Annotated in this window: 18 protein-coding genes; 4 read left to right on the forward strand and 14 right to left on the reverse strand. The window is 46.9% G+C overall.

Features of this window, described 5'->3' with window-relative positions; genetic code table 11:
• Position 1: 1 nt before the first annotated feature.
• The 5 genes from mutY to ACK8P8_RS15670 form a co-directional block, all read right to left on the reverse strand.
• Positions 2 to 1072, reverse strand: coding sequence for an A/G-specific adenine glycosylase (gene mutY / locus ACK8P8_RS15650; protein WP_292267223.1), 1071 nt, complete (start codon positions 1070 to 1072; stop codon positions 2 to 4).
• 119 nt (positions 1073 to 1191) lie between these two features.
• Positions 1192 to 1677 carry a Dps family protein gene (locus tag ACK8P8_RS15655; protein ID WP_227215446.1) on the reverse strand — a complete coding sequence of 162 codons (486 nt, stop codon included), beginning with the start codon at positions 1675 to 1677 and terminating at the stop codon, positions 1192 to 1194.
• A 222-nt stretch (positions 1678 to 1899) separates the two neighbouring features.
• Positions 1900 to 3525 carry a SusD/RagB family nutrient-binding outer membrane lipoprotein gene (locus ACK8P8_RS15660; protein ID WP_369860840.1) on the reverse strand — a complete coding sequence of 542 codons (1626 nt, stop codon included), beginning with the start codon at positions 3523 to 3525 and terminating at the stop codon, positions 1900 to 1902.
• A 12-nt stretch (positions 3526 to 3537) separates the two neighbouring features.
• Entirely contained in the window at positions 3538 to 6648 is a 3111-nt protein-coding gene (locus tag ACK8P8_RS15665) for a SusC/RagA family TonB-linked outer membrane protein (RefSeq protein ID WP_369860841.1), read from the reverse strand.
• 217 nt (positions 6649 to 6865) lie between these two features.
• On the reverse strand, positions 6866 to 8971 hold the full coding sequence (locus tag ACK8P8_RS15670; RefSeq protein WP_227215448.1) for a M3 family metallopeptidase: 2106 nt from the start codon (positions 8969 to 8971) through the stop codon (positions 6866 to 6868).
• Positions 8972 to 9100: 129 nt separating this feature from the next.
• Here ACK8P8_RS15670 and crcB point away from each other — a divergent pair, with 129 nt between their 5' ends.
• Together crcB and ACK8P8_RS15680 are read left to right on the forward strand one after the other, a co-directional pair.
• The gene (crcB, locus tag ACK8P8_RS15675) at positions 9101 to 9481 is read left to right on the forward strand and encodes a fluoride efflux transporter CrcB (RefSeq protein ID WP_292267234.1); all 381 of its coding nucleotides are present in this window, start codon (positions 9101 to 9103) and stop codon (positions 9479 to 9481) included.
• Between the two features lie 66 nt (positions 9482 to 9547).
• Complete coding sequence (locus tag ACK8P8_RS15680; protein WP_303181120.1) at positions 9548 to 10747, forward strand: C1 family peptidase; 1200 nt, start codon at positions 9548 to 9550, stop codon at positions 10745 to 10747.
• 118 nt (positions 10748 to 10865) lie between these two features.
• Here ACK8P8_RS15680 and ACK8P8_RS15685 read toward each other — a convergent pair whose 3' ends face one another.
• The 4 genes from ACK8P8_RS15685 to ACK8P8_RS15700 form a co-directional block, all read right to left on the reverse strand.
• The gene (locus ACK8P8_RS15685) at positions 10866 to 12653 is read right to left on the reverse strand and encodes a cobaltochelatase CobT-related protein (protein WP_369860842.1); all 1788 of its coding nucleotides are present in this window, start codon (positions 12651 to 12653) and stop codon (positions 10866 to 10868) included.
• A gap of 9 nt (positions 12654 to 12662) precedes the next feature.
• Positions 12663 to 13511, reverse strand: coding sequence for an AAA family ATPase (locus tag ACK8P8_RS15690; RefSeq protein ID WP_227215452.1), 849 nt, complete (start codon positions 13509 to 13511; stop codon positions 12663 to 12665).
• Between the two features lie 80 nt (positions 13512 to 13591).
• Positions 13592 to 14443: a GNAT family N-acetyltransferase gene (locus tag ACK8P8_RS15695; protein WP_227215469.1), complete on the reverse strand. Its 852-nt coding sequence runs from the start codon at positions 14441 to 14443 to the stop codon at positions 13592 to 13594.
• Positions 14444 to 14513: 70 nt separating this feature from the next.
• Positions 14514 to 15086 carry a Crp/Fnr family transcriptional regulator gene (locus ACK8P8_RS15700; protein WP_292267246.1) on the reverse strand — a complete coding sequence of 191 codons (573 nt, stop codon included), beginning with the start codon at positions 15084 to 15086 and terminating at the stop codon, positions 14514 to 14516.
• 167 nt (positions 15087 to 15253) lie between these two features.
• On the opposite strand from ACK8P8_RS15700, the gene ACK8P8_RS15705 reads away from it, so the two are divergent.
• The gene (locus tag ACK8P8_RS15705) at positions 15254 to 15856 is read left to right on the forward strand and encodes a hypothetical protein (protein ID WP_369860843.1); all 603 of its coding nucleotides are present in this window, start codon (positions 15254 to 15256) and stop codon (positions 15854 to 15856) included.
• A 122-nt stretch (positions 15857 to 15978) separates the two neighbouring features.
• Here ACK8P8_RS15705 and pepT read toward each other — a convergent pair whose 3' ends face one another.
• Together pepT and ACK8P8_RS15715 are read right to left on the reverse strand one after the other, a co-directional pair.
• The gene (gene pepT, locus ACK8P8_RS15710) at positions 15979 to 17196 is read right to left on the reverse strand and encodes a peptidase T (protein ID WP_369860844.1); all 1218 of its coding nucleotides are present in this window, start codon (positions 17194 to 17196) and stop codon (positions 15979 to 15981) included.
• Positions 17197 to 17319: 123 nt separating this feature from the next.
• Positions 17320 to 19284: an OPT family oligopeptide transporter gene (locus ACK8P8_RS15715; protein ID WP_186977972.1), complete on the reverse strand. Its 1965-nt coding sequence runs from the start codon at positions 19282 to 19284 to the stop codon at positions 17320 to 17322.
• A 128-nt stretch (positions 19285 to 19412) separates the two neighbouring features.
• Between ACK8P8_RS15715 and ACK8P8_RS15720 the strand changes: the two genes are divergently transcribed.
• Positions 19413 to 19763, forward strand: a complete 351-nt coding sequence (locus ACK8P8_RS15720; RefSeq protein ID WP_186977974.1) for a DUF1622 domain-containing protein — start codon at positions 19413 to 19415, stop codon at positions 19761 to 19763.
• Positions 19764 to 19879: 116 nt separating this feature from the next.
• Here the strand turns inward: ACK8P8_RS15720 and mgtA are convergent, their stop codons facing one another.
• From mgtA to ACK8P8_RS15735, 3 genes are all read right to left on the reverse strand, one after another.
• A complete protein-coding gene (gene mgtA / locus ACK8P8_RS15725; RefSeq protein WP_369860845.1) occupies positions 19880 to 22534 on the reverse strand; it encodes a magnesium-translocating P-type ATPase in 2655 nt (884 codons plus the stop codon).
• A gap of 114 nt (positions 22535 to 22648) precedes the next feature.
• Positions 22649 to 24016: a sensor histidine kinase gene (locus tag ACK8P8_RS15730; RefSeq protein ID WP_369860846.1), complete on the reverse strand. Its 1368-nt coding sequence runs from the start codon at positions 24014 to 24016 to the stop codon at positions 22649 to 22651.
• Positions 24013 to 24702 carry a response regulator transcription factor gene (locus ACK8P8_RS15735; protein WP_369860847.1) on the reverse strand — a complete coding sequence of 230 codons (690 nt, stop codon included), beginning with the start codon at positions 24700 to 24702 and terminating at the stop codon, positions 24013 to 24015. Before ACK8P8_RS15735 ends, ACK8P8_RS15730 begins: the two co-directional genes overlap by 4 nt.
• Between the last annotated feature and the right edge of the window lie 91 nt (positions 24703 to 24793).

Genomic DNA, 24793 nt, shown 5'->3' on the forward strand with positions numbered 1-24793 from the left:
ATCAAAACAACAAAGTTTCCCGCTTTTCCAAGTAAGACTGCACCAAACGGGATACCGCGTAATTACCTACCTCCTCATCCGGCACCTGAAGGTACTTCTGCATGGCAGGAGAGAAAGCATCTACCAGAATCTCGTAGAACACGGCGTAAATTACCCGGTGGGACAACACGTGCTTTTTAGCCGTGAACTCCCGTTTCACGTTGATACCCGTCATTCCGCCGAATAATGTATTGAATCCGGTCACTTGTTGCAACTCTCCCCAAGACACGGGAGATGCCGTTTCGACCAACGGGAACTCGTAAAGATTACGCCAAATGTCATTTCCCGTGCGCTTGGAAAGCAAGGTTTTACCCTGACCGCGGATATGCAAATAATTAAAATAACGGGGTTTAACCATGGTCTTCCCGTTCTTCACGGGTAATTGTTCCACTCGCCCGGAAGCCAATGCCAGACACTTCCCGTTCAAAGGGCAAGAATCGCAAGCCGGGGATTTCGGGACACACTGCAAAGCCCCGAATTCCATCATCGCCTGATTGAACAGATCTGGATGCCGTTCGTCCAGTAACGATTGTGCCAATTCCGTGAAATACTTCTTTCCCTCGCCGCTATCAATAGGCATCTCCAAATCGAACAGCCGGGCTAACACCCGGTACACGTTGCCGTCTACCGTGGCGTAAGGTTGTTGATAGGCAAAAGAAGCTATCGCGGCAGCCGTGTAATCCCCGATCCCTTTCAGTGATAAGATATCCTCTCTCGTCCGGGGAAAAACGCCGTCGAAAGAATCCACGATTTGCTTTGCCGCCGCATGCAGGTTGCGGGCACGACTATAATAACCCAAGCCTTGCCAGTATTTCATCACCTCATCCTCGTCAGCTTCCGCGAGGGAACGCACATCGGGAAAACGTTGCACGAAACGGTTGAAATAATCCAACCCCTGCGCCACTCTGGTTTGCTGGAGTATAATCTCCGAGATCCAAATCAAGTAAGGTTCGCCGGTTTCCCGCCACGGCAATTCCCGCTTGTTCTTCTCGTACCAGTGGATTAAAATACCACTTATCTCTCTATCATCCATATCTCCTGATTAACGGGTACGAAGATACAAAAAACATCGGAATACAAGGCGAACATAAAAAAGAAGACTGCCGATAATCGACAGTCCCCCTCATTCACTCATAACATAAAAATCTATCCTTATTCCAAATGGGCACGGATCATCCAAGTTACTTTTTCCTTTTTCTCAATCATGTCTTCCAAGAAATTGGATGTTCCGAAATCTTTCGAGCCTTCTTTATCCATGGTTTCCAAATCAGAACGTATCTGACGGATAACTTCTGCATTGTCATCCAACAAGGCTGCCAACATCCCCTTTGCATCGGGAAGCGGTTTCTCCTCGTCTTGTTCTTTGATGCGGTTGTGCTCCAGACAGCCTTTCAAAGACCCGATAGGACGTTCGTCCAAATCACGAACACGCTCGGCAATACTGTCGATATCTTCAATCAGGCCGTTATAAAGATCTTCCAAGAACGTGTGATAAGATCTGAAGCTCGCGCCTTTCATATTCCAGTGGTAATTCCATGTTTTAGCCAGTAAAACAAAATGATCAGCAAGCAGGTTATTTAAAATGGTTTTGCTGGATTTGATCATTGATGCGTCTAAACCAATATTTCCTTTCATCATAACTATAAATATTTAAAGGTTCTTTGTATTTCATTGTAAACACCTATAGAAACGAAAAGCGGTTGATAAAGTTTCACGCGGAACATTTAATTTTTACTATATTTTTTCGACACTCTAACCAAAGAACGACTAAATACCCATATTTCGGATGCTTTACATTTCCATAATAAAAGTTTACCCGCGATAAGGTAATCCCTATGAATCTTTGAATCCTTCTATTTCTTAAAAATTTCTCCCCGTATCCCACCACAAACGGGTTCCAGCGTTGTCCTTTCCCCCTAGAGCATCCACCAATGCCTTGTATTGTTCCGCGCTTTCATCCAGAAGAGTCGAAGGAAAGTTCAGACGACGTATCATGATTTCCGTGTCGATACAACCATTCCGGCTATTATTGTATTTCACGGGAAAAAGTCTCGGGTATCCCGTTCTTCGCTGTTCCGCCCAAGCCTCACATCCCTCCGGGAAAATAGCCAACCATTTCTGCGTGATAATTCTTTCCAGCTTTATTTCCGGCGATGCGGATTCATCCCAACAAGGGGATACCTTGCAACGGGCTTTGATATCATTCTCGGGCGTGAATACATCCTTGAAATCTGATGCCCGGTTATCACCCTGCAAATAAGCGTCCGCGTCGGGTACCTGCCATTGCGAGAAAGAACATTTCACCCCTCTCTCGTAGCAATCCCCGGCTTCTTCCGATGTCCAACCCCGTAGAGCTGCTTCCGCCCGTAAAAACCATACCTCTGCCGCCGTCATCAAGATCGCGTCGGTATTCACGTTCACGTATATCTTGGACAGAGCCGCGTAATAAGGGTGTGCGAACATTGTACCTTGGCGAATCCCCCGGTATTGTCCCTTTAAAGGAATAATGACGGAATCCTTACCGTTCTTATCCGGCAAACAAACGTCTTCCATGCAGGGCTCAAAAAACACTTTCCGCCGGGGATCATCGAAACCGTTTAAAATGGATTCCATGGAAGCATTCATGTACACTTCCCCCCATACCCGGTTGATCTCGCCCAAAGGATTGGTGTACCCGTCGCGGGTAGATACCTTCACGAGCTCGAAAGGGTCTTCAAAATACCCGTGTTCATCACTGATAGCCGACTGAAATTCCGTTCTGGCTTTTTCCGGTTCAGCCATTGCTATCCGTACCGCCAAACGCATACGCAATGAATTGGCAAATTTAATCCACGAAAGGATCTCCCCGTCCATCAGAATATCAAAACGGGAAAAATCAAAAACTTCATCGGGCTTATCCATATAATCGCTCAGCGTCTTTACCGCCTCTTTCAGATCGTCAAAAAAAGCATGATAAACATCCTGTTGCGTATCCGGCATATACACCGATTTCATCTCCCCGAAATTGGAATATATGATCGGACCGTAGTAATCGGACACCCGATGCATCACTTCGACTTTCAATATTTTCGTGATCGCGTAGAAAAGAGGATTCTCTGTTCTCGTGGAATCCTCCAACCGTTTGATCTGCGGCATGATATAAGCGTACGTGTATCCCCAGAACGTCCCGTTCCACCCGTCTTGAAGATTATAATCAGAATTGTGGGAACCGCCGTTCAACGGCTTGTAATCGTGCATATAACCACTGAACATATCGGCGCTCAGGTTCTGCATGATCTGGTATGTCCAATTCTTCCCCTTGCCGAAATCATAATTAAAATAGATGCCCTGCTGCACCACACCGAGAGGTATCCCGATATGGTTCCAGTCGATACGCGTATCCTCATCCGTGATCCCGGTTTTATCCGTGTTCAAATCCTTAAAATGTCCCGTGCAAGCGATACATCCCAGAAACAAAACCATGTAGACAAATACTCTCTTTTTCATACCGCCATCCGATTAAAAGGTAACACGCAGACTGAATCCCATACCACGGGTGGTAGGCATCCCGTAAACTTCTATCGCTTGATTATCGTTCCCGGTAGAAAGAATCAAATCCGGATCGAAAGGTGCTTTCCTGTATATAAAAAACAGATTCCGGGCGGTAAAAGCCAGATGTATATCCCGTAGTACCCGTACCGATTCCAACCATTGTTTCGGGAAAGAGTATCCCAAGGAAAATTCCCGCAAACGGAAATTCGTGGCATCGTACATGTAGTATTCCGTCACTCCCGCACGTCCCCCGACAATGGATTTGTAAAATCCTTTCACGTTGGTGATCCTCTCGCCCTCCAGCATGACATACCCCCGGTCACGAGCATCCCCGGTGGCTCTCGTTACCCCGTACAAGTCCATATCCGCCCGTGTCTGTGACAACACTTTTCCACCGACACGCCCATCTATCAGGAATGTCATCATAAAATTCCGCCACGAGAAGGTATTCGTCCATCCCAACGTGAAATTTGGATTGGCATTCCCCACTCTCACCGTGTTACCGTCACCCTCCACTCGTGGTAATCCTTTCAAATCGCCTTCCGTCTCGTATAGAATCTTCCCGTTATCATCCCGCTTGAAAGCCTTGCCGTAGATATCCCCGAAGGAACCTCCCTCTTTCAATTTCATCGCGTAACTTGACGAAAAGCCATAAGGCCCGTACTGGAAAACAGGCAGTTCTTCGTGTAAGCGAAGTACTTTATTTTTGTTGGAAGCGTAATTTATCCCGGTTTCCCATTTGACTTTTGTATCCTCAAAAGGGGTTCCTTTCAACTCGATCTCTACCCCCGTGTTCCGTATTTCCCCGGCATTCACGTAACGATAAGCGTACGTGTCGCCATCCTTCGCCGCCAGTTTGAAAAACTGATTCTTCGTGACCGTGTTGTAACACGTGAGGTCCACTCGCAAGCGGTCGTTGAACAGCCGCCACTCGGTTCCCGCTTCAAACGCCACGTTTTTCTCCGGTTTCATTTCCTCGAAAGGGGCGGCATCGGAAGCCTGTATACCGCCTCCCGCCAACACGTGTGACACGGGGTGCGTGATATACAAGGGGATATCATTCCCGACCATACTCCATGCCCCGCGAATCTTTCCGCCCGTGATCCACTCGGGCAGGGAAAACGTCCGGTCTATCAACCAAGAGAATCCCACGGAAGGATAGAAAAAGCCGGTGGATTCACGGGAAGTATAAGCCAACGTGGAACTCCAATCATTACGGGCGGAAATATCGAGGAACAAGTATTCCCGGAAACCCAACTGTGCCGTTGCAAACAAGGATTGCATCTGCCTCGTGGCATCGATTTGCTCGGCAATATAAGCGGACGTCGTCATATTGATGTTCGCGATATTGAATACATTGGCATATTTCAATGAAGCTGTTTTCGAATCGTAGCGCAGTTCATTTGTCTTGTTATTATTTATACTTGCCCCTAAAGATATATCCAAAGAAAAGTTCTCGAACTTTCGTTTATAAGTCCCGAGCACATCTCCATAAGTCAAAGTCTGCTCGTGGCTCGCGTCGATATAACGTCCATTACTTCCCGCCAACGCCGGAGCCGTGGAAGCGTAGTATTTCTGACGGAACTTATCGTTCAAGTAATCCACGCTTCCGCGGGCCTGCAACGAAAAATGAGCAGAAAGAATCAGACGCATGGCAATAGAGGCTATCACCCGTGTTCTCTGATCCTGCCCTTTGATACGTTCCAGTACCCAATAGGGATTTTGCTCGAAGTCCTCCGTCGGGGCGTGCCAATTCTGCACGTTCAACCGGCGCTCTTCATTCCACACTTCAAAATGATTTTTATACTCCGTGATATCCATTCCCCGGGGAAAACGGTATAACCCGACTAACGGATTCATGTAAAAGCCGCCCGGCACCGGACGATTTTTCACCGTTTGCTTCAATAAATTGACACTTCCGTCTATTTTTAAAAGCCCGTCATAAAAAGTTGCACTTTCCCGCAGGTTCATGTTGTGTTTTGATAAACGATGCGTTTCCATAATCCCTTTTCCCTCCGTGTTCGCGTAGGAGAAATAAGTTTGCGTGCGTTCATTTCCGGTTGAAAAGGTAAGGGAATGAATCGCGGTCACTCCCGTCTTAAAAAAAGAAGAAATCGGGTTCCCCGTGTTTATATCTTTTCTCTCTCCCCAACTTTCCACCTCGTCGCTCACGCCATAATGATTTTGCAGTTTCGGGAGCATCATGGCTTTATCAATCAACACGCTCGAAGAGAAAGAAACTTCCTGCTTCCCCGCTTCCCCGTGTTTCGTGGTAATCAAGATAACCCCGTTGGCAGCCTGCGTCCCGTATAAAGCGGCTGCCGGGGCTCCTTTCAATATACTGATACTCTCTATGTCTTCCGGGTTAAGATTGGAAATACCATCCCCGGCATCCCTGTTTCCGGCATCAGCCGTACCCCCGATAGACGTACTCGGCTGTTCGCTGCTCTCGTTCAGCATCGGGATTCCGTCTATCACGTATAAAGGCTGATTATTACCCGCCACCGAACGATTACCGCGCATCACGACTTTCACGGAACCGCCCATACCGGAAGAACTCCGGTTCACCTGCATTCCCGCGATCTTTCCCATAAGCGTCACGATCATATTCGGATCTTTCACCCGAATCAATTCATTCCGGTTCACCCGGGAAGCGGCATAAGACAAGGAATTTTCTTTTTTACGGATTCCCAATGCCGTCACGATGACATCGTCCAACAGAACACTCTCCTGTTCCAGCGTGATCCGGATATCTTTTTTGCCCTCGACAGCCACAAATTGAGTATGGTAACCGACAAAAGAAACGATCAACGTTCCGGATCGCCTTACTTTCATGGAGAAATTTCCTTCCCAATCTGTAACGACCCCGTTCGTCGTTCCTTTTTCCAGTACGTGGACTCCTACCATAGGAAGACGCGTTGTATCGAGAACTTTACCATGCACCACAATTCGCTCATCCCCGGCAATGATTGTATCGGTTACGCGAAACGAATGAACACGATACTTCTCCGCGGAAAAAGTTACTTTTCCACACGCTAACACACAAATCACGATTATACACAGACGCGTATATGCCATAAACGCCATTCAAGAAGTATGGGGTTGTGTCAAAAGTTTTTTTTAACTCCCTCCCCCCTTCGGGGTACTCCCTCTATAAACAGAGGGAGAGCTGAATTACTCACCGTCTTCGGGAAGAGTCACCAGCACCTCCTCTGTTTATAGAGGAGGTGGCGGCGAAGCCGACGGAGGAGTTCAAAAAATAAACATTAACTCTTGACACAACTCCTTATTATTACTATTTTAAACCTCTCTTCATCAAAAGCGGCTCCTCGGACGGTTGTTGTCCCCGGAACTTGACGTACTGCCCCATGGGATCGTCATACCCGCCTTCAGACAAAATATACTTTCTGAATTTAGCAGCCAATTCTTTATTGTAAATATCCCCGGAAGCCTTGAAAGCTTGGAACGCATCGGCATCCAATACTTCAGCCCAAAGATACACGTAATAACCGGCAGAATATCCCCCGTCAAAAATATGGGAGAAATAAGTGGAACGATAGCGAGGTAAAATCTCCTTGATCAGCCCGTATTTATCCATGGATGCTTTCTCGAAAGCGTTCACGTCAAATTGTTGCGGTTCGGTTTGTGAATACCAGTCCATATCCAACAATGAAGCGGCAACATATTCCACCGTGGCAAATCCTTGATTGAAATGCCCGCTCTCCTGTATTTTCTTGATTAACGCGTCCGGCATCGGTTCACCCGTCTGATAGTGTTTAGCATACATTTTCAATACTTCCGGTTCGCTTGCCCAGTTTTCCATAACCTGTGAAGGCAATTCCACCATATCGTGAGGTATTGTCCCGGCTATACGTTGATAATCGCCGCGGGTAAAGAACCCGTGCAGGGCGTGACCGAACTCGTGGAACATGGTTTCCGTGTCGTCCCAAGTCAGCAACACGGGAGCATCGCCAACGGCAGGCGAGAAATTGTAGACCACGGATACCAACGGCATCTCTTCCTTGCCGTTCTCTTTCGTGTAATGGCGAAATTCCGTCATCCACGCACCCGCCGATTTGCTGGCACGGGTGAAATAATCCAGATAAAGGATACCCAACGAACTACCGTCAACGTCCTTTACCTCGTAAGTTTCCACTTCCGGGTGATATAAAGGTATATCCGTCCGTTTCTCCAAAGTGATGCCGTAGAGTTTGTTTGCCACCTCGAACATTCCGTCGCGTACATTCTCCAGTTTCAAGTAAGGCATCATTTCAGACTCGTCCAAGTCATATTTCTGTTTCCGCAGCTTCTCGGCATAATACCACCAGTCCCAGCTCTCCAACTTCTCCCGCATGCCTTCCTTGTTCGCGATCTTCTGCATTTCAGCCAATTCCTGTTTGGCAACTTTCAACGCGGGAGTCCATACCCTCTCCAAGAAAGCATGTACCGCTTCCGGTGTCTTTGCCATATTCACGTCAATCACGTAAGCGGCATAAGTATCAAAACCCAACAATTTAGCTTTTTCCGTTCTGAGGTTCACCATTTGGGCAAGTACCGCTTTATTGTCATTAGCGTTATCGTTATTTGCCCGCATATAGTAACCTTTATATAATTTTTCCCTCAAATCCCGGTTTTTGGCGTACGTCAGGAAAGGCAACATGCTCGGTTTCTGTACCGTGAATACCCATTTCCCTTCCATTCCCCGATTCTTTGCCTCGGCAGCGGCTGAAGCAATCGCGTTATCGGGAAGCCCTTCCAGATCCTTGGCATTATCAATCACCAGCGTGAAAGCATTCGTTTCTTTCAACAGGTTGTTGCCGTACTGCAAACTCAGCTTAGCCAGTTCTCCGTTAATTTTCATCATCTTAGCCTTGTCCTCATCATTCAGATTAGCACCCCCGCGCACGAAATCATCGTAGTATTTTTCCAGCGTGCGTAATGCCAAAGGGTCCAAGCCCAGCGATTCTTTTTTGTCATACAACGTCTTGATGCGGGCAAACAGCTTCGGGTTCATGTTAATCTCATCCCCGTGAGCGGTCACGGCAGGACTGATTTCCATCGCCAACGCCAACATGTCATCGCTCGTGACAGCTTCGCAAAGATTAAAGAAAATAGCCGACGTCCGGTTCAACAACTTTCCGGATTGATCGAAAGCCACGATCGTGTTCTCGAAAGTCGGGGCTTCCGGGTTGTTCACGATTGCCTCAATTTCAGCCTTATGCTGTTTCATTCCTTCTTCGAAAGCAGGTTTGTAATCTGCCAGTTTGATTTTATCGAAAGGCGGCGCTTGAAACGGGGTTTCAAATTTCTGCATCAACGGATTCTCCGTCTGCTTCGCTCCTTCTTTGCAAGATGCGACCAAAGCGGTAACACTCAAAAGTAATATAACTCTTTTTTTCATAAATAATAATTTGATATTTAAATCGTTCTTCTGCACCAATCCAAAAAACAAGGTAAAGATATAGATTATCTACTACAAAGCATTAATTTTGTCATGAAAAGATTTTTTACCAATCTATATAAATATAACATGAGTAATCTATTGTTTGTCGCGCTCGGTTCCATGTTCGGTGGGGTTTCCCGTTACTGGCTAAGTGGTTTTATTCAAAAGAATTTCGATACGGCGTTCCCGGTAGGAGTTTTTATCGTGAACATCGCAGGTTGTTTTCTCATGGGCATCATCGCCGGACTATTAGCCCACGCCAACGTCCTCACGAACAATCATAGACTATTACTAGCGGTGGGGTTCTGCGGGAGTTTCACTACCTTTTCGACCTTTTCGCTGGATAACCTGCAATTATTAAGCGCGAAAGCCTATTTTTTGCTTTCCCTTAATATCGGGTTAAGCGTGATACTCGGGCTTGCCGCAACGTGGGGCGGATATTATCTGATGCAAAGTTTATCCAAATAAGTTTAGTCAATAAATAAATTTCGTTAGCTTTGTGACCAAACCAGAAATGCTAAAAATAACTCAGACATGATTAAACATCTTTCATTATGCATGGTCGTTTTGTTTTCCGTAATCAGCACGACCTTATTTGCCCAAAAGGGTGGTCCCCGTTCCGGGTACAAGTTTACAACCGTGGCGGACTTAAAAGCAACCCCGGTAAAAAATCAACAAAGCGTCGGCACCTGTTGGGATTACGCTGCACTCTCTTTCCTCGAATCCGAATTGCTCCGGAAAGGCAAGCCGGTCTATGATCTGGCAGAACTATACGTTGCCAAAAACGTTTACTTCGAGAAAGGACTACGCTACATCCAATTCCACGGGAAAACCAATTTCAGTGAAGGCGGACAAGCACATGACGTGCTGTACGCTATCGGGAAATACGGTATCGTTCCGGAAGACGTGTACCCCGGATTGCAATACGGACGGGATTTCCACATTCACGCGGAAATGGTTGCTGCCCTGCAAGGCATCCTCGACGGGGTAAATAAAAACCCGAACAGACAAATTACTCCCGTGTGGACCAAGGGTTTCACGCGCTATATCGAGGCATACCTCGGGGATACTCCCGAAACTTTCACTTACGAGGGAAAAGAATATACCCCGCAAAGTTTCGCAAAATCATTGGACTTAAACTTGGACGATTACGTGGAACTCACCTCTTTTGAGGCTTTCCCGTTCTATAAATCTATCGTGCTTCCTATCCCCGACAACTGGTTGCACGGTCAATATTACAACTTGCCGATTGACGAGTTAATGGAAGTCATGAACAACGCGCTTAAAAACGGTTACTCCGTTTGTTGGGACGGTGACGTGAGCCACAATGGCTTTAGCCATCCTAGCGGACTGGCAATTCTCCCGACGGATAACCCGGAAGAAATGATTAACGCCGAGATTGACAAATGGACTACCCTCAGCGAAAAAGAAAGAAAAAGTAAGTTGCAATCATTCGAATCTCCCGTGCCGGAAATGAAAGTGGACGATGCCAAACGGCAATTCACGTTCAACAATCGCCAGACCACGGACGACCACTTGATGCACATCACCGGATTGCTTAAAGACCAAAACGGAACCCTATACTATAAAACAAAAAATTCATGGGGTGATGAAAGAAGCGAATTCGGCGGCTATCTCTATATGTCCGAACCTTTCTGCCGCTTGCAAACCGTGGCAATCATGGTTCACAAGGATGCTATCCCGAAAGCGATCCGCAAAAAATTAGGATTGTAAAGGTGTGTTTTGACACACCTCCAGTCTGTAAGGTCTGTAAAGTCCATAAGGTCAAAAGTCCATGAACTTGCGCGAAGGACATCATGACCTTACGGACTTTACAGACTTTATGGACTATTTAAAACGAATTATCCTCCGCCATCGACATAAACTTCTCGCGAATCCATCGCGAAATACGGGTAGTAATCTCCGGTCCCTCGTAAGGAATAAACTCTTCATACATATCCGACTGGTCGAAATTATCAATCCCGATAGATAATACTTCAATCCCCCGTTTCTTCGCCTCCTGCACCACCACCCACACGTGTTCACGTGCATCTTCACCATCATATCCCGTGGCAGAAGGTGCACCGTCAGAGATCATAAAGAACAATTTATTCTTCGCATCCGATTTGAATTTATCGAAACAGTACAACATGGCATACCCGTCAGCATTCGCATTCAGAGCCTGTTGTGAAAATAGCTTCCCCAATTGCAACCTCTCCCCCCGGTCATGGAAACGGGTGATTTCTATCCCGTCATCACCACAACGATGCCCGTATATGGAATAATACACGACATTGGGATACTTGTTGAAAGCCAGAGCCAACGCAGAAGATATCACAATCTGCAAAGGAATCTTGTCACCCGTGCACATGGAACCGGAAAGATCCAGCAATATCACCACCTCCAATATGGCAGAGGGAGCCAGCACTTCCTCAAAGAAAATATTCCGGTTGTAACGGGATTGATATAATTCATCCTCATCCAATTCCCCCGAATCCTGCTCGTATATCACCCTCGTCCGATCCATCTTTCCCGAAAACATGGCAAGACTCACCTGTATCTTGGCAGCCAACTCTTTCGCCCGGTTCAGCAAATCATCGGAGATTTCCGCCACTTCCGCATCGATCTCTACCAAACGATCACACGCCCCCAGCGATCCCTTCCACTCCAACTTCTGGCGCTCCGAACTCACGAACAACTGCGGGGAAAACACGGTATCCTTGTTCAGCGTTTTACGGAGATCCCGAATCACCGTTTCCGCCATTTTAATCTGTTTGTCCGTCTTGAAATCCTCAATCCCCTTCATCGCTTTTTTCATCTCCTGCAAGAAGAAATTATCCGGGCAAACATCTTTTACATGAAACAAATCAGCCAACGCCCCGGCATACCATACCACTTCCTTGTAAGTCAGATCGGCGTAATTCTTGATCCCTTTCAATATCGCATTCACCTGCCTCACCTTCACGTCATTACCCGGAAAGGACAACACCTCCCGCATATAATTACTCTCGTCCAGCAAATTCGGATATAATATCTTGGTACAGATGTAGTCATACAGAGCTTCCGACCCGTCGCCTCCCCGGTGCAAACCGTCTTCGCTCTGTCCCCCGTAGTACCCCATGCGGGATTCCACGACATTCAATCCCATGGCAAGTCCCAACTTCCGGGCAGCATACAAATAATAGTGATACCCCGGGAAATCCTTTACCAGCTTGGACTCCACCCGCCGATTCTCTATAAAATGAATCATATCATAATGCATCGGGGTATAAAGCAACTCTTCCTCGCTCAACCCGGCAATATCCTTTCCCGTGTAAATCCAATGTGCCAACTCGTGCACGAAATACCCGAAAAAAACAAATACCCGTGTTTCATCCGAAATCTCGAAACGGAGTAATTTCAGATTCAAGGCAATGTGCTTCGGGTTCATCGACAAAGCGGGTACCCTGTTCGAGAGTACCATTTTAGGAATCTCCCCCGTAATATGATAAGCAATCTTGGCACATACCGGGATCAATTTCAATATATCCGTCGTCCCCAGATCCCGATCCAACAAATTACGGGCTGCCGGGAAATCACCCCACCAATCCCGATCAATAAATTGCTCGTCATATATCTCTTCTATCCGCCGGAAATCCATATCGTCCGATTAAAGGGTCTGTATCAACGAACGGGCTATCGTTTCCTCTCCCGTAATCACGTAATTCGTGAGAATCACCCGTTCGATCACCTCGCTCAACCGATAGCCCAAAGGCATATATGCCGCCGCGTCCAACACCTGCCGGGTGGAAAGCGACACGGATAGAGTTTCCTTCTGCTCTGCCAGACGCAACACCTCGGCTACCCTAGCCAATTGTACCGCCGCGTCACGGGATACCTTCGGGAAACGCACACGGATCAAATCAGCCTCTTCCGCGGAAGTTAGATAATTCAACCGGACTTTGATAAAACGATCTTCAAAAGCCGTATCCAACCGTTGCGTGGACACGTAAGCAAACCCCACGTTTCCCGCCGCCACGAATAGCACGTTATCTCCTTTGTTATATCGTTTTCCTGAATCCTCATCATAAATATACGATTGCTGCCTGTCGAGAATCGTCATCAGGAAATTCGCCGCCACCATGGGCGTACGCGTCAACTCGTCAAGGAAAATCAACGTGGGTTTCGTTGACACGAAAGCCTTGAAGAACTCCGAGCGCACCGCTTTTGTCTTCCCGTCATCCCCGATAATCAACCCGCCCACGAACATCTTTTTCGGCTTGAAGGCCTGCCCCATGTCGAAAGCAAAATACTCCATGCCCATGGCTGTTGCCAGTTCCTTGGCAATAGAGGACTTACCGCAGCCCTTGGGACCCAACAGAAAAGGATAACGTTTCAAGTATAACGTGTGGCACAAAAACTCCCACGTCTGCACGGGAATACACAAATCATCCGAATGCTTCGGGGGCGTGAAAGGGAAAAGAGTAGCCTGTCCGGCTACATACGTACTATTTGTCATGCTTTATTTATCTTGCTAAATTCACCGCTAAAGTTAACACTTTTCCGGCAAAACAAGAGAAACAAAAGTCTTTTAATTCTTTACAATTTCTTTATCATCTCGAACTGTTTTCCTGTCGGTTCAATATTCCTTGACTTCAAAAAAGCGGTCATCGAATCGCAGGCTACGTCAGTATTCACGATCTTGACAGAGCTATATTTATTAGACTCCAACATCTTTTGGAATAGCAACGAGCCGATACCTTTACGTCGATATTGCTTATCTACCGCTATCTGGGTAACATCCCCGGACATCGGTTCAAAAACCCCGTACCCGACAAGCCTGTCCCCCGTGAAAACACCTTGACATATAAAATCTTCCGGCACCCGATTTATAGCGTCGGAACTATTTTGCCACGAAGGCTTGAAGTCCCAAAAACCGGGTATCGATTCATACTCGTTCATATCTATAGCCCGTAACGAATACGAAAGGTCAATAGCCTTCACGTCTCTATTAATCCGCTCGTTCTCCGGTCTGAAGTAATAGAACTCGCGCGTCACCTCGAAACCTAATTTCCTGTACACGGAAACAGCCCCCGTGTTATGCTGCAATACTTCCAGCAAATATTCTTTTATACCCGCTTCTCTCAGATAAGGAATGGAATATTCAAATATTCGTGTCGCCAACCCTCTTCCCCGGTAATCTTTCAGTGTTCCGGTACCCGTGTCATAAGCCGTCGGCGTTCCGTTAAAATCCCCGATCCCATTACAAGTAAAAGAAACGATTTTATCCCCGTCAAATGCTGCAAAAGAAAGTTCCGGATTAAAACCGCGCCTTTTCAACATGGTCATGAGTTCTGCCTTATTCAATTGGATTTCATAATCGGCAAAAGCCTGTTCGAATGCCCCGAATAACTCGTCAAAATTGATATTACTCAAAGATTTGATTTCCATATCTATCATCTTTATATATTTTATATTCTCCATTTCGGTTTTACAAAAATACCTCAACCGGAGAAGAAATTCATTGATCTATGTTAAGAGATTTAAGTCGGCTCAACGATTCGGGTTTAATCCCGAGATAGGCAGCGATATGATGCTGTGACACGTGTTGCTCGACACGGGGATAAGTCTTCAACAACAGTTTATACCTCTCGTAAGCACTATCCATCAAAAACGAAGTCTCTTTCCGGCATTTGCGGATTAACAGACAATCGGAAATATACTTCCCGAATTTAAACCACTCGTTCGATTCTTTCAACAGTTGAGCATAGGCAGACCGGGAAAGCGTGACAAGACGGGTATCTTCCAACGCCTGTATACTGCCAATACACTGTTCCCCGGTAAGAAAACTCCCGTATGAAACAACAATTGAACCGGGAAAATAAAAGTCTTTTATAAATTCCCCGGAATCTTTTTCTATGTAAGAACGCAACACACCACTCTCGACAATACCGAGGTGATAGCAGACTTTCCCTTGCTGAACAAAGAATTCTTTTTTCTTCAGATATTCCTCTTCCGTCAACTCGATAAACCTGTCGTACATCTCGTCCGACAAATCCAGTTCTCCCTTTAATATCTGCTCTACTGCATTCATTCATTGATTTTATCTCAAATATAGTGAATAAAAATCCGATATTAAAAATTCGGACATCTTTTTTGTCCGAATACACGTTTGTCGGACAAATCGAACCGTCAAATACTTTTTTCTTTCTTCACTTATTCATCTCTTTGTATTAGATTAAAAATTAAAAACGAATGATTATGAAAAAAACTATTTTTTACAGCTTGCTTTGTTTATTCTTCACCACGTTCAGCCTTGTTAGCTGTAGTGATGATGATGACCCGAAGGAGGAAGAAATTGAAGCCCTTCTTTCCATGGATTTCGGGGTAGACCATGGAACAGTGACTTACAACGACAACACGATTCTATACTTTACCGAGAAAGGAAAAAAACAACGTATCGAAGACAAGGATGAAAATGGTAACATAACCGCGGTAATGCTCCTCGACCGGGCAGCAAAAAAGTGCTATATACTTGCCCCTGAAACCAAAACGTATATAACGTTAACTGACGAGGCCAGTACCAGCGCTAATCCTTTCATCTTTTTAGGTGATGACATAGGTTATACTGCGGCGGCAGCGGGTGCAACCAAAAGCGAAAAAACAATTGCCGGAAAAAAATGTACCGTATGGAAATGGACGGAAAATAACAATTCCTATGAATACGGTGGATACAAGCGTATTGTCATGCTTTCTAAGGACAAAGACGACTCATTTGAAGCCATCTCATTCTCAGAGAGTGCTCCTTCAGTAAGTTTTACCGTTCCATCGGATTATATATCTACGGCTATCCCTAACATGTAACACCTCTACTAAACGCCAAGACCTACCCCTCTTACTATATCCCAGTAGGTCGATTACTAAATTGCCCCGTAAAGTAGAGATACTTACGGGGCAATTCTTTACCTTACGGTATCGGCTTTATTCTATTTCGCCCAAAGCTGAATCAAGATCAAAATTGTCTGCATCGCTTTGTTCATCGTGTCCAAAGAACAGTATTCAAACTTCCCGTGGAAATTCATACCTCCCGTGAACAAGTTCGGACAAGGCAATCCCATGTATGAAAGACGGGCCCCATCGGTACCACCGCGGATAGGGCGAACGATCGGGGGTACCCCGGCTTGAGTCATCGCCTCGAAAGCTTTCTCAATCACTTCGGGATGCGGTTCTACCATCTCGCGCATATTGTAATATTGGTCTTTCAATACCAACGTCAACACACCCTCGCCGTATTTAGCCGTCAACAATTCCACCGCTTTCGTGATAAATTGCTTTTTAGCTTCAAACTTCTCCCGGTTATGATCTCGGATAATATAATTGATCTCTGCATTTTCCACCGTACCGTTCAGTCCGACAAGGTGATAGAATCCCTCATACCCGTCCGTGTGTTCAGGGCGTTCCCAAGCGGGCAACAGGCTATTAACCTCGGCAGCCACTTGCAGCGCGTTAATCATCTTATCTTTAGCGTATCCCGGATGCACGTTACGTCCTTGAATACTTACTTTAGCACTGGCAGCGTTGAAATTCTCGTATTCCAACTCTCCCTCGAAACCGCCGTCTATCGTGTAAGCGAACTTGGCACCGAATTTCTCCACGTTAAAATAATCCACACCGCGTCCCACTTCCTCATCAGGAGTGAAACCGATACGAATCTTGCCATGCTTGATCTCCGGGTGAGCCATCAGATACTCGGCAGCCGTCATGATTTCAGCAATACCGGCCTTATCATCCGCACCCAACAATGTCGTACCGTCCGTGGTAATCAACGTGTGTCCTTTAAACGCTGACAATTCCGGAAAATCCTTCACGGTCATCATCAAGTTCTCGTTCAGACGAATATCTTCCCCATCATAATTCTCGACAATCTGCGGCTTGATATTCGCCCCGCTCATATCCGGACTCGTGTCCACGTGAGAAATAAAACCTATCACCGGACGATCCTCGTATCCCGGGGTCGCGGGAATAGTTCCCATCGCGTAACCGTGTTCGTCCATCTCTACCTCGGTCAACCCGAGTCCCTTCATCTCCTCTACCAAATATTTCAACAACACCTTCTGTTTCTCGGTAGACGGAAAAGTCTCGCTAGCCTCGTCGCTCTGCGTATCGAAACTCACGTATTTCAAAAAACGATCTTTCAAATCCATCGTATTATATTTTAGATTTTAAATTTTAGATTTTAAATTGAAACTACCTTATCAACATTTTAGATTGTAAATCTCAAATTGCATTATTCAATTTAAAATTTACAATCTAAAATTTAAAATCAATTAATCTGTTAGCTTGGCTTTCATCGAATCATAGATGAAGTAAAGGATGATCAGAATATACATCACTACCGCCAACATCTCGGCACCGCTCCATGACATGAACCAATCCAGTCCGGCAAATTTCAATATAGCACTGATCACACCCATTAACGCACCTCCGGCAATAAACCCGGAAGCTATCAATGTACCGCGTTCACGACGAGCCTTATTCACGTTCTCGTCCTTACTGCGACTTCCCACGTACCAACTAACGATACCACCGATCAACAACGGGGTATTCAAATCCAACGGGATAAACATACCCAAGGCAAAAGCCAAGGCAGGCACCCCGATCATCGTCAGAATCAATGCCAGAGCAGCACCCGCAAAATACAACAACCACGGGGTTGCGCCACCTTCCATCAATGGTTTGATCACTGCCGCCATCGCATTTGCCTGCGGGGCAACCAAGGCACCCTCGCCCACGAAACCGTAAGTTTTATTCAATACCATCATCACCCCGGCAATGGTTGCGGCAGAAACAGCCGTTCCCAAGAATTTCCAACCTTCCTGCTTGGCGGGAGTCGTTCCCAGCCAATAACCGATCTTCAAGTCCGTGATAAAACCACCTGCCATAGACAAAGCCGTACAAACCACACCACCGATAATCATGGCAGCCATCATACCGCTCGTTCCGCTCAACCCGGCACTTACCAACACCAGAGAACTCAGTATCAATGTCATCAACGTCATTCCCGACACCGGATTGGAACCCACAATAGCAATAGCGTTAGCCGCCACCGTCGTGAACAGGAAAGATATAATAAATACGATCAACGTGGCGATAATCGTGTGCATCAGATTACCTAACACTCCGAATTGGAAAAACACGAAGGTCGCAATCAACACGGAGATAACCCCGGAAAGAATCAATCTCATACTCAAATCCCGTTGCGTGCGCTCCACGCTGCCCTCTATATTCTTCTTACCGCCAAGTTCACTAACCGCCAGACCTAACGCCTGTTTGATAATACCGGAAGAACGGATAATACCAATTACCCCTGCCATAGCGATACCACCGATACCGATATGACGGGCATAATTCGTGAAGATTTGCTCCGGACTCATGTCCCTCAAAAGCATCGAAACTCCCTCTCCTACTGCCAAAGTCTGCCCATCGGCAAAATGGCTGATAAAAGGAATCAACACGAACCACACGGTGAAAGAACCGGCACAGATAATAGCCGCGTACTTCAAACCGATAATATATCCTAAACCGAGTACCGCCGCACCCGTGTTAATTTTGAATACCACTTTCACTTTATCGGCAAGCACTTCGCCCCAACCCATCAAACGGGTAGAGATTCCTTCCGCCCACCAGCCGAAGGTGCTCACGCAAAAATCATACAAACCGCCTATGAGCCCGCTCACCGCCAACAATTTCGCCTGATTACCCTTTTTCTCCCCGGATACCAGTACCTCGGTCGTTGCCGTGGCTTCAGGGAAAGGATATTTCCCGTGCATGTCTTTCACGAAATACTTCCGGAAAGGGATCAACAACAAGATTCCCAAGAATCCCCCGAACAAAGAGGAAAGGAACACTTGATAAAACTGCGCTTCCAACCCGAGAATATACAAGGCCGGCAACGTGAAGATAGCACCCGCCACCACCACACCGGAACTTGCCCCGATAGACTGGATGATCACGTTTTGTCCCAGCATATTCTTCTTACCCATCATATTGCCCACACCAACGGCAATAATAGCGATCGGAATAGCCGCCTCGAACACCTGTCCCACTTTCAGTCCCAAATAAGCGGCTGCCGCGGAAAAAATAATCGCCATGATAATACCGAACGTCACCGAGTAAGGCGTCACCTCCTTGGGATTCGTGTTAGCCGGCATCATTGGCTTGTACTCCTCGCCCGGGGCGAGTTCCCGGTAAGCATTATCCGGGAGTGAATTCATTTGTTTGTTTTCTTCCATTTTTATATGAGTAAATGATTTATTTTTATACTGCCCCCAAAGATAACGATTTTAACTAAAAAACGGGAATTGCAACAACCTTTCTCAAACGATTCCGTATTTTTAACCATAGATATAAACTCAACATCATGAAAATCATGCACTATCTGGAAATACTATCCACAGCAATCAGTGTCATCAGCCTGATCATCGTTGTCTACGGGGCAATCATCGCTTTCTGTGCCTTTTTACGCAATGAAGCCCGAAGAATCACGGGGCAATATTCATTTACCGCAACACGTGAACTCCGGGCTGATTTGGGAACCTATCTTCTTCTGGGACTTGAATTTCTGATCGCTTCCGACATCCTCAAAACCGTGTTGGAACCCGGTCTGAACGAGTTAGCCATTTTGGGCGGGATTGTCGTCCTGCGCACCGTTCTCTCCATCTTCCTCAACAAAGAAATCCGGGAATTGCAAGCACAGAAAGAAACAGACTAATACATTCTTTTTTTCTTTTTCCGCTGCTTCCTGTTCCTATTCGTGAGCCACATGGCACACAGGCAACCGAGAACGTACAGCAAGATAAAAAATATCAGTTCCATAACTCATTCATTTTATAACCAGCGAGTAAACCGTTTAATATACCATTGTTTGATCACCTGCGTCAGCACGCAATAGCTCAATAATATCACCACCAGCCACGGGAAATAACTCCAAGGCAGAGGCACCAACCCGATTGCCGCCCCCACGTTCGAAAACGGGAGTATGATACCGACCACCATAATCAAAAGTGTAAGCCCCACCACCGGCCATGACGCCGTACTCTGGATAAAGGGAATCTTACGGGTACGAATCATGTGCACGATCAACGTTTGCGACAACAGCCCCTCGATGAACCACCCGGATTGGAACAAAGCCTGATGTTCCGGTGAATTACATTTGAACACGTACCACATCACCAGATAGGTCGCTATATCAAAGATTGAACTGATAGGACCGATGTAAATCATAAACCGGCTCAAATCGGAAGCATCCCACCGCCGGGGCTTTTGCAGGTACTCCGCATCCAGACGGTCAAAAGGGATCGTGATTTGCGATACGTCATACAATAAATTTTGTACCAACAAATGGATCGGCAACATCGGCAGGAAAGGCAAAAAAGCACTCGCCCCCAGCACGCTGAACATATTCCCGAAATTAGAACTCGCCGTCATCTTGATATACTTCATGATATTGCCGAAAGTCTTGCGTCCCTCGATAACACCATCCTCCAACACCATCAAATCCTTTTCCAGCAAAATAATATCTGCGCTCTCCTTGGCTATATCCACCGCCGTATCCACGGATATACCCACGTCCGATTGTCGCAGGGCAGAAGCATCATTAATCCCGTCACCCAAGAAACCGACCGTGTTATCCTGTTCCTGCAACAAGGTGATAATCCGGGTTTTCTGCATAGGTGTCAATTTGGCAAAGACGGTCACCTCGCCCACCATTCCTTTCAACTCCCCGTCCGTCATCCGCTCGATCTCTTGCCCCGTCAGCGTATGAGTCGTATCCACACCCACCTGCCGACAAATCGTCTTCACCACCGCCTCGTTATCTCCCGACAACACCTTCACTTCCACGCCATGCTCATGCAATTGCTTGATAGCACTCGCCGCAGAAGGTTTCGGCGGATCAAGAAACGCCAGATAACCAATCAACACCATTTCCGCCTCGTCATCCACCCCGAACTCCCGTCCTTTCTCGATCCAACTCTTTTGGGCAACGGCAAGTACCCGCATCCCCTCCCGGTTCATCCGTTCGCTGATAGCGTAAGCCTTGGCACGCAACTCGTCGGTCATCCGGTGTACCTCCCCGTCAAACTCGGCAAAAGCACATATATCCAACATCTCCTCCACGGCTCCTTTCGTGATAATCTGACACTTCCCGAGCCTGTCTTCCACCACGACGGACATCCGGCGACGGGTAAAATCAAACGGGATCTCGTCAATCTTCATGTAATTATCTTTCAAGTACTCCATCTGCAACTCCTTCACGTGCGACAAAATAGCCCTATCCATCAGGTTCTTCAATCCCGTCTGGAAATAACTGTTGAAAAAAGCGTGCCTCAACACCCGTTTCCGGTCATCACTACTCCCGTCCGAGTTTATATACTTTTCCAGCACGATCTGATCCCGTGTCAACGTGCCCGTCTTATCCGTGCATAGAATATTCATGGCGCCGAAATTCTGAATGGCGTTCAAGTTCTTCACGATCGTTTTTTTCCTCGCCATCACCACCGCCCCTTTCGACAAATTAGCGGTAACAATCATCGGCAACATCTCCGGCGTCAGCCCCACCGCCACGGATATGGCGAAAATAAAAGCCTCGAACCAATCCCCTTTCGTCACCCCGTTCACCAGAAACACGAAAGGCACCATCACCAGCATAAACCGAATCAACAAAAAACTCACGTTACTGATTCCCTTGTCAAAAGCAGTCTGCGCCCGTACTCCCACGATACTCTTGGCTATCGTCCCGAGATACGTGTTTTTACCCGTGGCAAACACGACCGCAATAGCCGAACCGCTTACCACGTTCGAACCCATGAAACAAATATTATCCAGCTCCACGACACTCCCGCTCCGGTACTTGTTGCCCGAAATCACGGTACTCTTCTCCACGGCATCCGACTCTCCCGTCAAGGCTGACTGGCTGACAAACAAATCTTTCGACTCCACGACACGCACGTCAGCAGGAACCATATCTCCCGCCGCCAAGTAGACCACATCCCCCGGCACCAGTTCCGTGATATTCACTTCCTCGCTTTCTTCCCGTCCGTTCCGGTACACGCTGGCAGTATTTTTCACCATCTTTTTCAATGCGTCCGACGCCCTGCTCGATTTCCACTCTTGGCTAAAGCGCAACACGACACTCAACAACACCATCGTCGAAATCACGATCACGCTCGTCCATTCCCGTTCTTCGGGTGCTGCCATCCACACGTCGATCACAAGCGACACGATAGCCAGAGCCATCAACACCCCGATGAAAGGATTTATAAATGCCTTGCAGAACATCACCACCGCCTTTTGCGCCTGTTCATGCACGATCTCGTTTTGCCCGTACTCCTTTTGCCGTTCCTTAATCTCCTCGTCCGTCAACCCTCGGCAGGAAGTCTGAAAATAGGCGTACACCGTTTTCAATGGTTGCGTGGCAGCAAGAAACACCTTCTCCGTATTAAACGCCGCACCTTCTCTTCTATTGTGCTTTCTCCAAATCATAATTGTCTTCTTTTAGAGGGTTATACTTTACACGGACAAAAGTACTCACCCCCTTCACGACAAGCCGTTAGAGAAACATTATAACACCATTAGAAAACCGTTAGAATTCAAACTCTACACGTGCGGCAACTCCACCGTGAAAACAGTTCCCTCCCCTTGCTGGGAATTTACCTGTATCGTCCCCTTGTGCATCGTCACGATCTTACGTGTCAATACCATGCCAATCCCGTTTCCCGGGGCGTAATCCTTGTTACTCCCGCGGTAAAATAAAGAAAATAACTTTTCCCTATCATCCGGCGTCATGCCAATCCCCGTATCCGAGAAACGAATAATAGACATATCCTCCCAAAACGTAATCTGCACGAGTGAAGTCTTATCCCCCGAAAATTTGCAATTATTCTCGATCAGATTCACGAAAGCCGTCCTCAACAAATAGCTATTCCCCAGTACTGTGAGCACCCTGTCATCATCGGCTTCCCCCTCGAAAATCAACTCCACTTTATAATCAGGATTTGCTTTCAACACCATTTCCCGCGCATCCAGCAGCAATTCATCCAACCGCACGTCCTCCATTTTCACCCGCTCCGGCAAATAATCGGCTCTCGCTAAATTCAACAATCCCTCCGAAAGCCTCACCACCCCTTGGGCATCATTCAGCACGTTGCGTATCGCTTCCCTGTACTCCTCCGGCGCACGGTCTTTCAACAAAGCCAACTCCAACTCGGCAACAAGAGCCGCCATCGGGGTACGCAACTCGTGGGACACATTACTCACGAACATCTTTTGTGCCTCGAAAGACTTTTCCAGTCCATCGAGCATCCGATTGAATGTCACCGCCAACTCCCCCAACTCGTCATTCTCGTACCGTACCGGTACCCGCGTATCCAAATTCGAAGCGGTAATAGCCCGCACCTCTTCCACCATATCCGACACGGGAGTCAGCGCTCCCCGCGCGAGCAAATATCCCACTCCCAACAATATCGCGAGTCCCAGCAATAACATACAAGCCAACATCACGCGCAACGCCTCCCGTTGCGCATAACCGTACCCGTCATAAGCCGCCGCCGTGATTATATACTCCTTTCCCTCGAACTCGTACAACATCCCCACGACTTGATAACGCCCTTGATAAAATTCGATAACTTTATTCCGCGTTATCCTTTCCATCATCTCCGGGGTTTCCTTTACCAAATCAATCTGCTTCGCATCATGATATAGCAATTGAAAAGAAGTATCATAAACCGCCACTTCCACCTCGTTGATAAACTCCCGGTTATTCAAGTAAATCGACTGCATGGTAACGGCATCCACTTGGTTTTTCAGAAAAAGATTTGCTTTCGTGATTCCCTCACTCTTCAAATCCCGGAAAAACTCCCGGTTTCGGCTTCGTTCCGAGAAAAAATAGATTGCCGACAACAACCCCAGAAAAACAACCGCGGTCACCCCCGTGTACCTCAATGTCAACTTACTCCTGATCTTCATTTCTCTGCCATAAAAATAAAACCCATACCCGGTTTCGTGTGAATCAACTTCACCTCGTAATCCCGGTCTATCTTCTTGCGCAAATAATTAATATACACGTCGATAAAATTCGTTCCCGTGTCAAAACGCGTGTTCCACACCTTATCCGCGATCTCCACCCGGCTCAACACCCGTTCCGGGTTCTCCGCCATATACAACAACAGATTGTACTCCTTGGGTGAAAGCCTTATTTCATCCGTTCCCCTGTACACCGTTTTCGTGCGGAGAGCAATTTTCAAATCGGCGTACACTAACTCTTCCGGGGCAACAGCCTGCACGTCATTACTTCCCCGTTTCAGCAACACCTTTATCCGGGCATCCAACTCCCGGAAATCAAACGGCTTCACCATGTAATCATCCGCCCCCGCATCAAATCCCTCCAACTTATCGTCCGTCTGCCCGAGAGCCGTGAGCATGATAATCGGGACTCCGGCATTCTCCCGGCGCACCTCTTTACAAAACTCGAACCCGTCCATTTTGGGTAAAACCACGTCAGAAATGATTAATTGAAAATCACCCGATTTAAACAACCGGAGAGCCATCTGTCCGTCATAAGCCAGCACCACCTGATAGCCGGATTCTTCCAATCCCCTTCTCAACAAATCGGCTACCCGCTGTTCATCTTCTACAACTAATATTCTAACCATAAACAATAACTATTACAATTCTGCCCTTCCCGCGAAGGTATAAAATTAAACGGGTGATTCTTACCTATTTCTAAACACACTTAAAGAAAAG

The sequence above is a fragment of the Butyricimonas muris genome, assembly GCF_046365375.1.
Lineage (GTDB): Bacteria > Bacteroidota > Bacteroidia > Bacteroidales > Marinifilaceae > Butyricimonas > Butyricimonas muris.

What these genes read in the sequence shown, in the direction of transcription:
- mutY (WP_292267223.1), bottom strand. Translation starts at nt 1,072, where the DNA reads ATGGATGATAGAGAGATAAGTGGTATTTTAATCCACTGGTACGAGAAG.
- ACK8P8_RS15655 (WP_227215446.1), bottom strand. Translation starts at nt 1,677, where the DNA reads ATGATGAAAGGAAATATTGGTTTAGACGCATCAATGATCAAATCCAGC.
- ACK8P8_RS15660 (WP_369860840.1), bottom strand. Translation starts at nt 3,525, where the DNA reads ATGAAAAAGAGAGTATTTGTCTACATGGTTTTGTTTCTGGGATGTATC.
- ACK8P8_RS15665 (WP_369860841.1), bottom strand. Translation starts at nt 6,648, where the DNA reads ATGGCATATACGCGTCTGTGTATAATCGTGATTTGTGTGTTAGCGTGT.
- ACK8P8_RS15670 (WP_227215448.1), bottom strand. Translation starts at nt 8,971, where the DNA reads ATGAAAAAAAGAGTTATATTACTTTTGAGTGTTACCGCTTTGGTCGCA.
- crcB (WP_292267234.1), top strand. Translation starts at nt 9,101, where the DNA reads ATGAGTAATCTATTGTTTGTCGCGCTCGGTTCCATGTTCGGTGGGGTT.
- ACK8P8_RS15680 (WP_303181120.1), top strand. Translation starts at nt 9,548, where the DNA reads ATGATTAAACATCTTTCATTATGCATGGTCGTTTTGTTTTCCGTAATC.
- ACK8P8_RS15685 (WP_369860842.1), bottom strand. Translation starts at nt 12,653, where the DNA reads ATGGATTTCCGGCGGATAGAAGAGATATATGACGAGCAATTTATTGAT.
- ACK8P8_RS15690 (WP_227215452.1), bottom strand. Translation starts at nt 13,511, where the DNA reads ATGACAAATAGTACGTATGTAGCCGGACAGGCTACTCTTTTCCCTTTC.
- ACK8P8_RS15695 (WP_227215469.1), bottom strand. Translation starts at nt 14,443, where the DNA reads ATGGAAATCAAATCTTTGAGTAATATCAATTTTGACGAGTTATTCGGG.
- ACK8P8_RS15700 (WP_292267246.1), bottom strand. Translation starts at nt 15,086, where the DNA reads ATGAATGCAGTAGAGCAGATATTAAAGGGAGAACTGGATTTGTCGGAC.
- ACK8P8_RS15705 (WP_369860843.1), top strand. Translation starts at nt 15,254, where the DNA reads ATGAAAAAAACTATTTTTTACAGCTTGCTTTGTTTATTCTTCACCACG.
- pepT (WP_369860844.1), bottom strand. Translation starts at nt 17,196, where the DNA reads ATGGATTTGAAAGATCGTTTTTTGAAATACGTGAGTTTCGATACGCAG.
- ACK8P8_RS15715 (WP_186977972.1), bottom strand. Translation starts at nt 19,284, where the DNA reads ATGGAAGAAAACAAACAAATGAATTCACTCCCGGATAATGCTTACCGG.
- ACK8P8_RS15720 (WP_186977974.1), top strand. Translation starts at nt 19,413, where the DNA reads ATGAAAATCATGCACTATCTGGAAATACTATCCACAGCAATCAGTGTC.
- mgtA (WP_369860845.1), bottom strand. Translation starts at nt 22,534, where the DNA reads ATGATTTGGAGAAAGCACAATAGAAGAGAAGGTGCGGCGTTTAATACG.
- ACK8P8_RS15730 (WP_369860846.1), bottom strand. Translation starts at nt 24,016, where the DNA reads ATGAAGATCAGGAGTAAGTTGACATTGAGGTACACGGGGGTGACCGCG.
- ACK8P8_RS15735 (WP_369860847.1), bottom strand. Translation starts at nt 24,702, where the DNA reads ATGGTTAGAATATTAGTTGTAGAAGATGAACAGCGGGTAGCCGATTTG.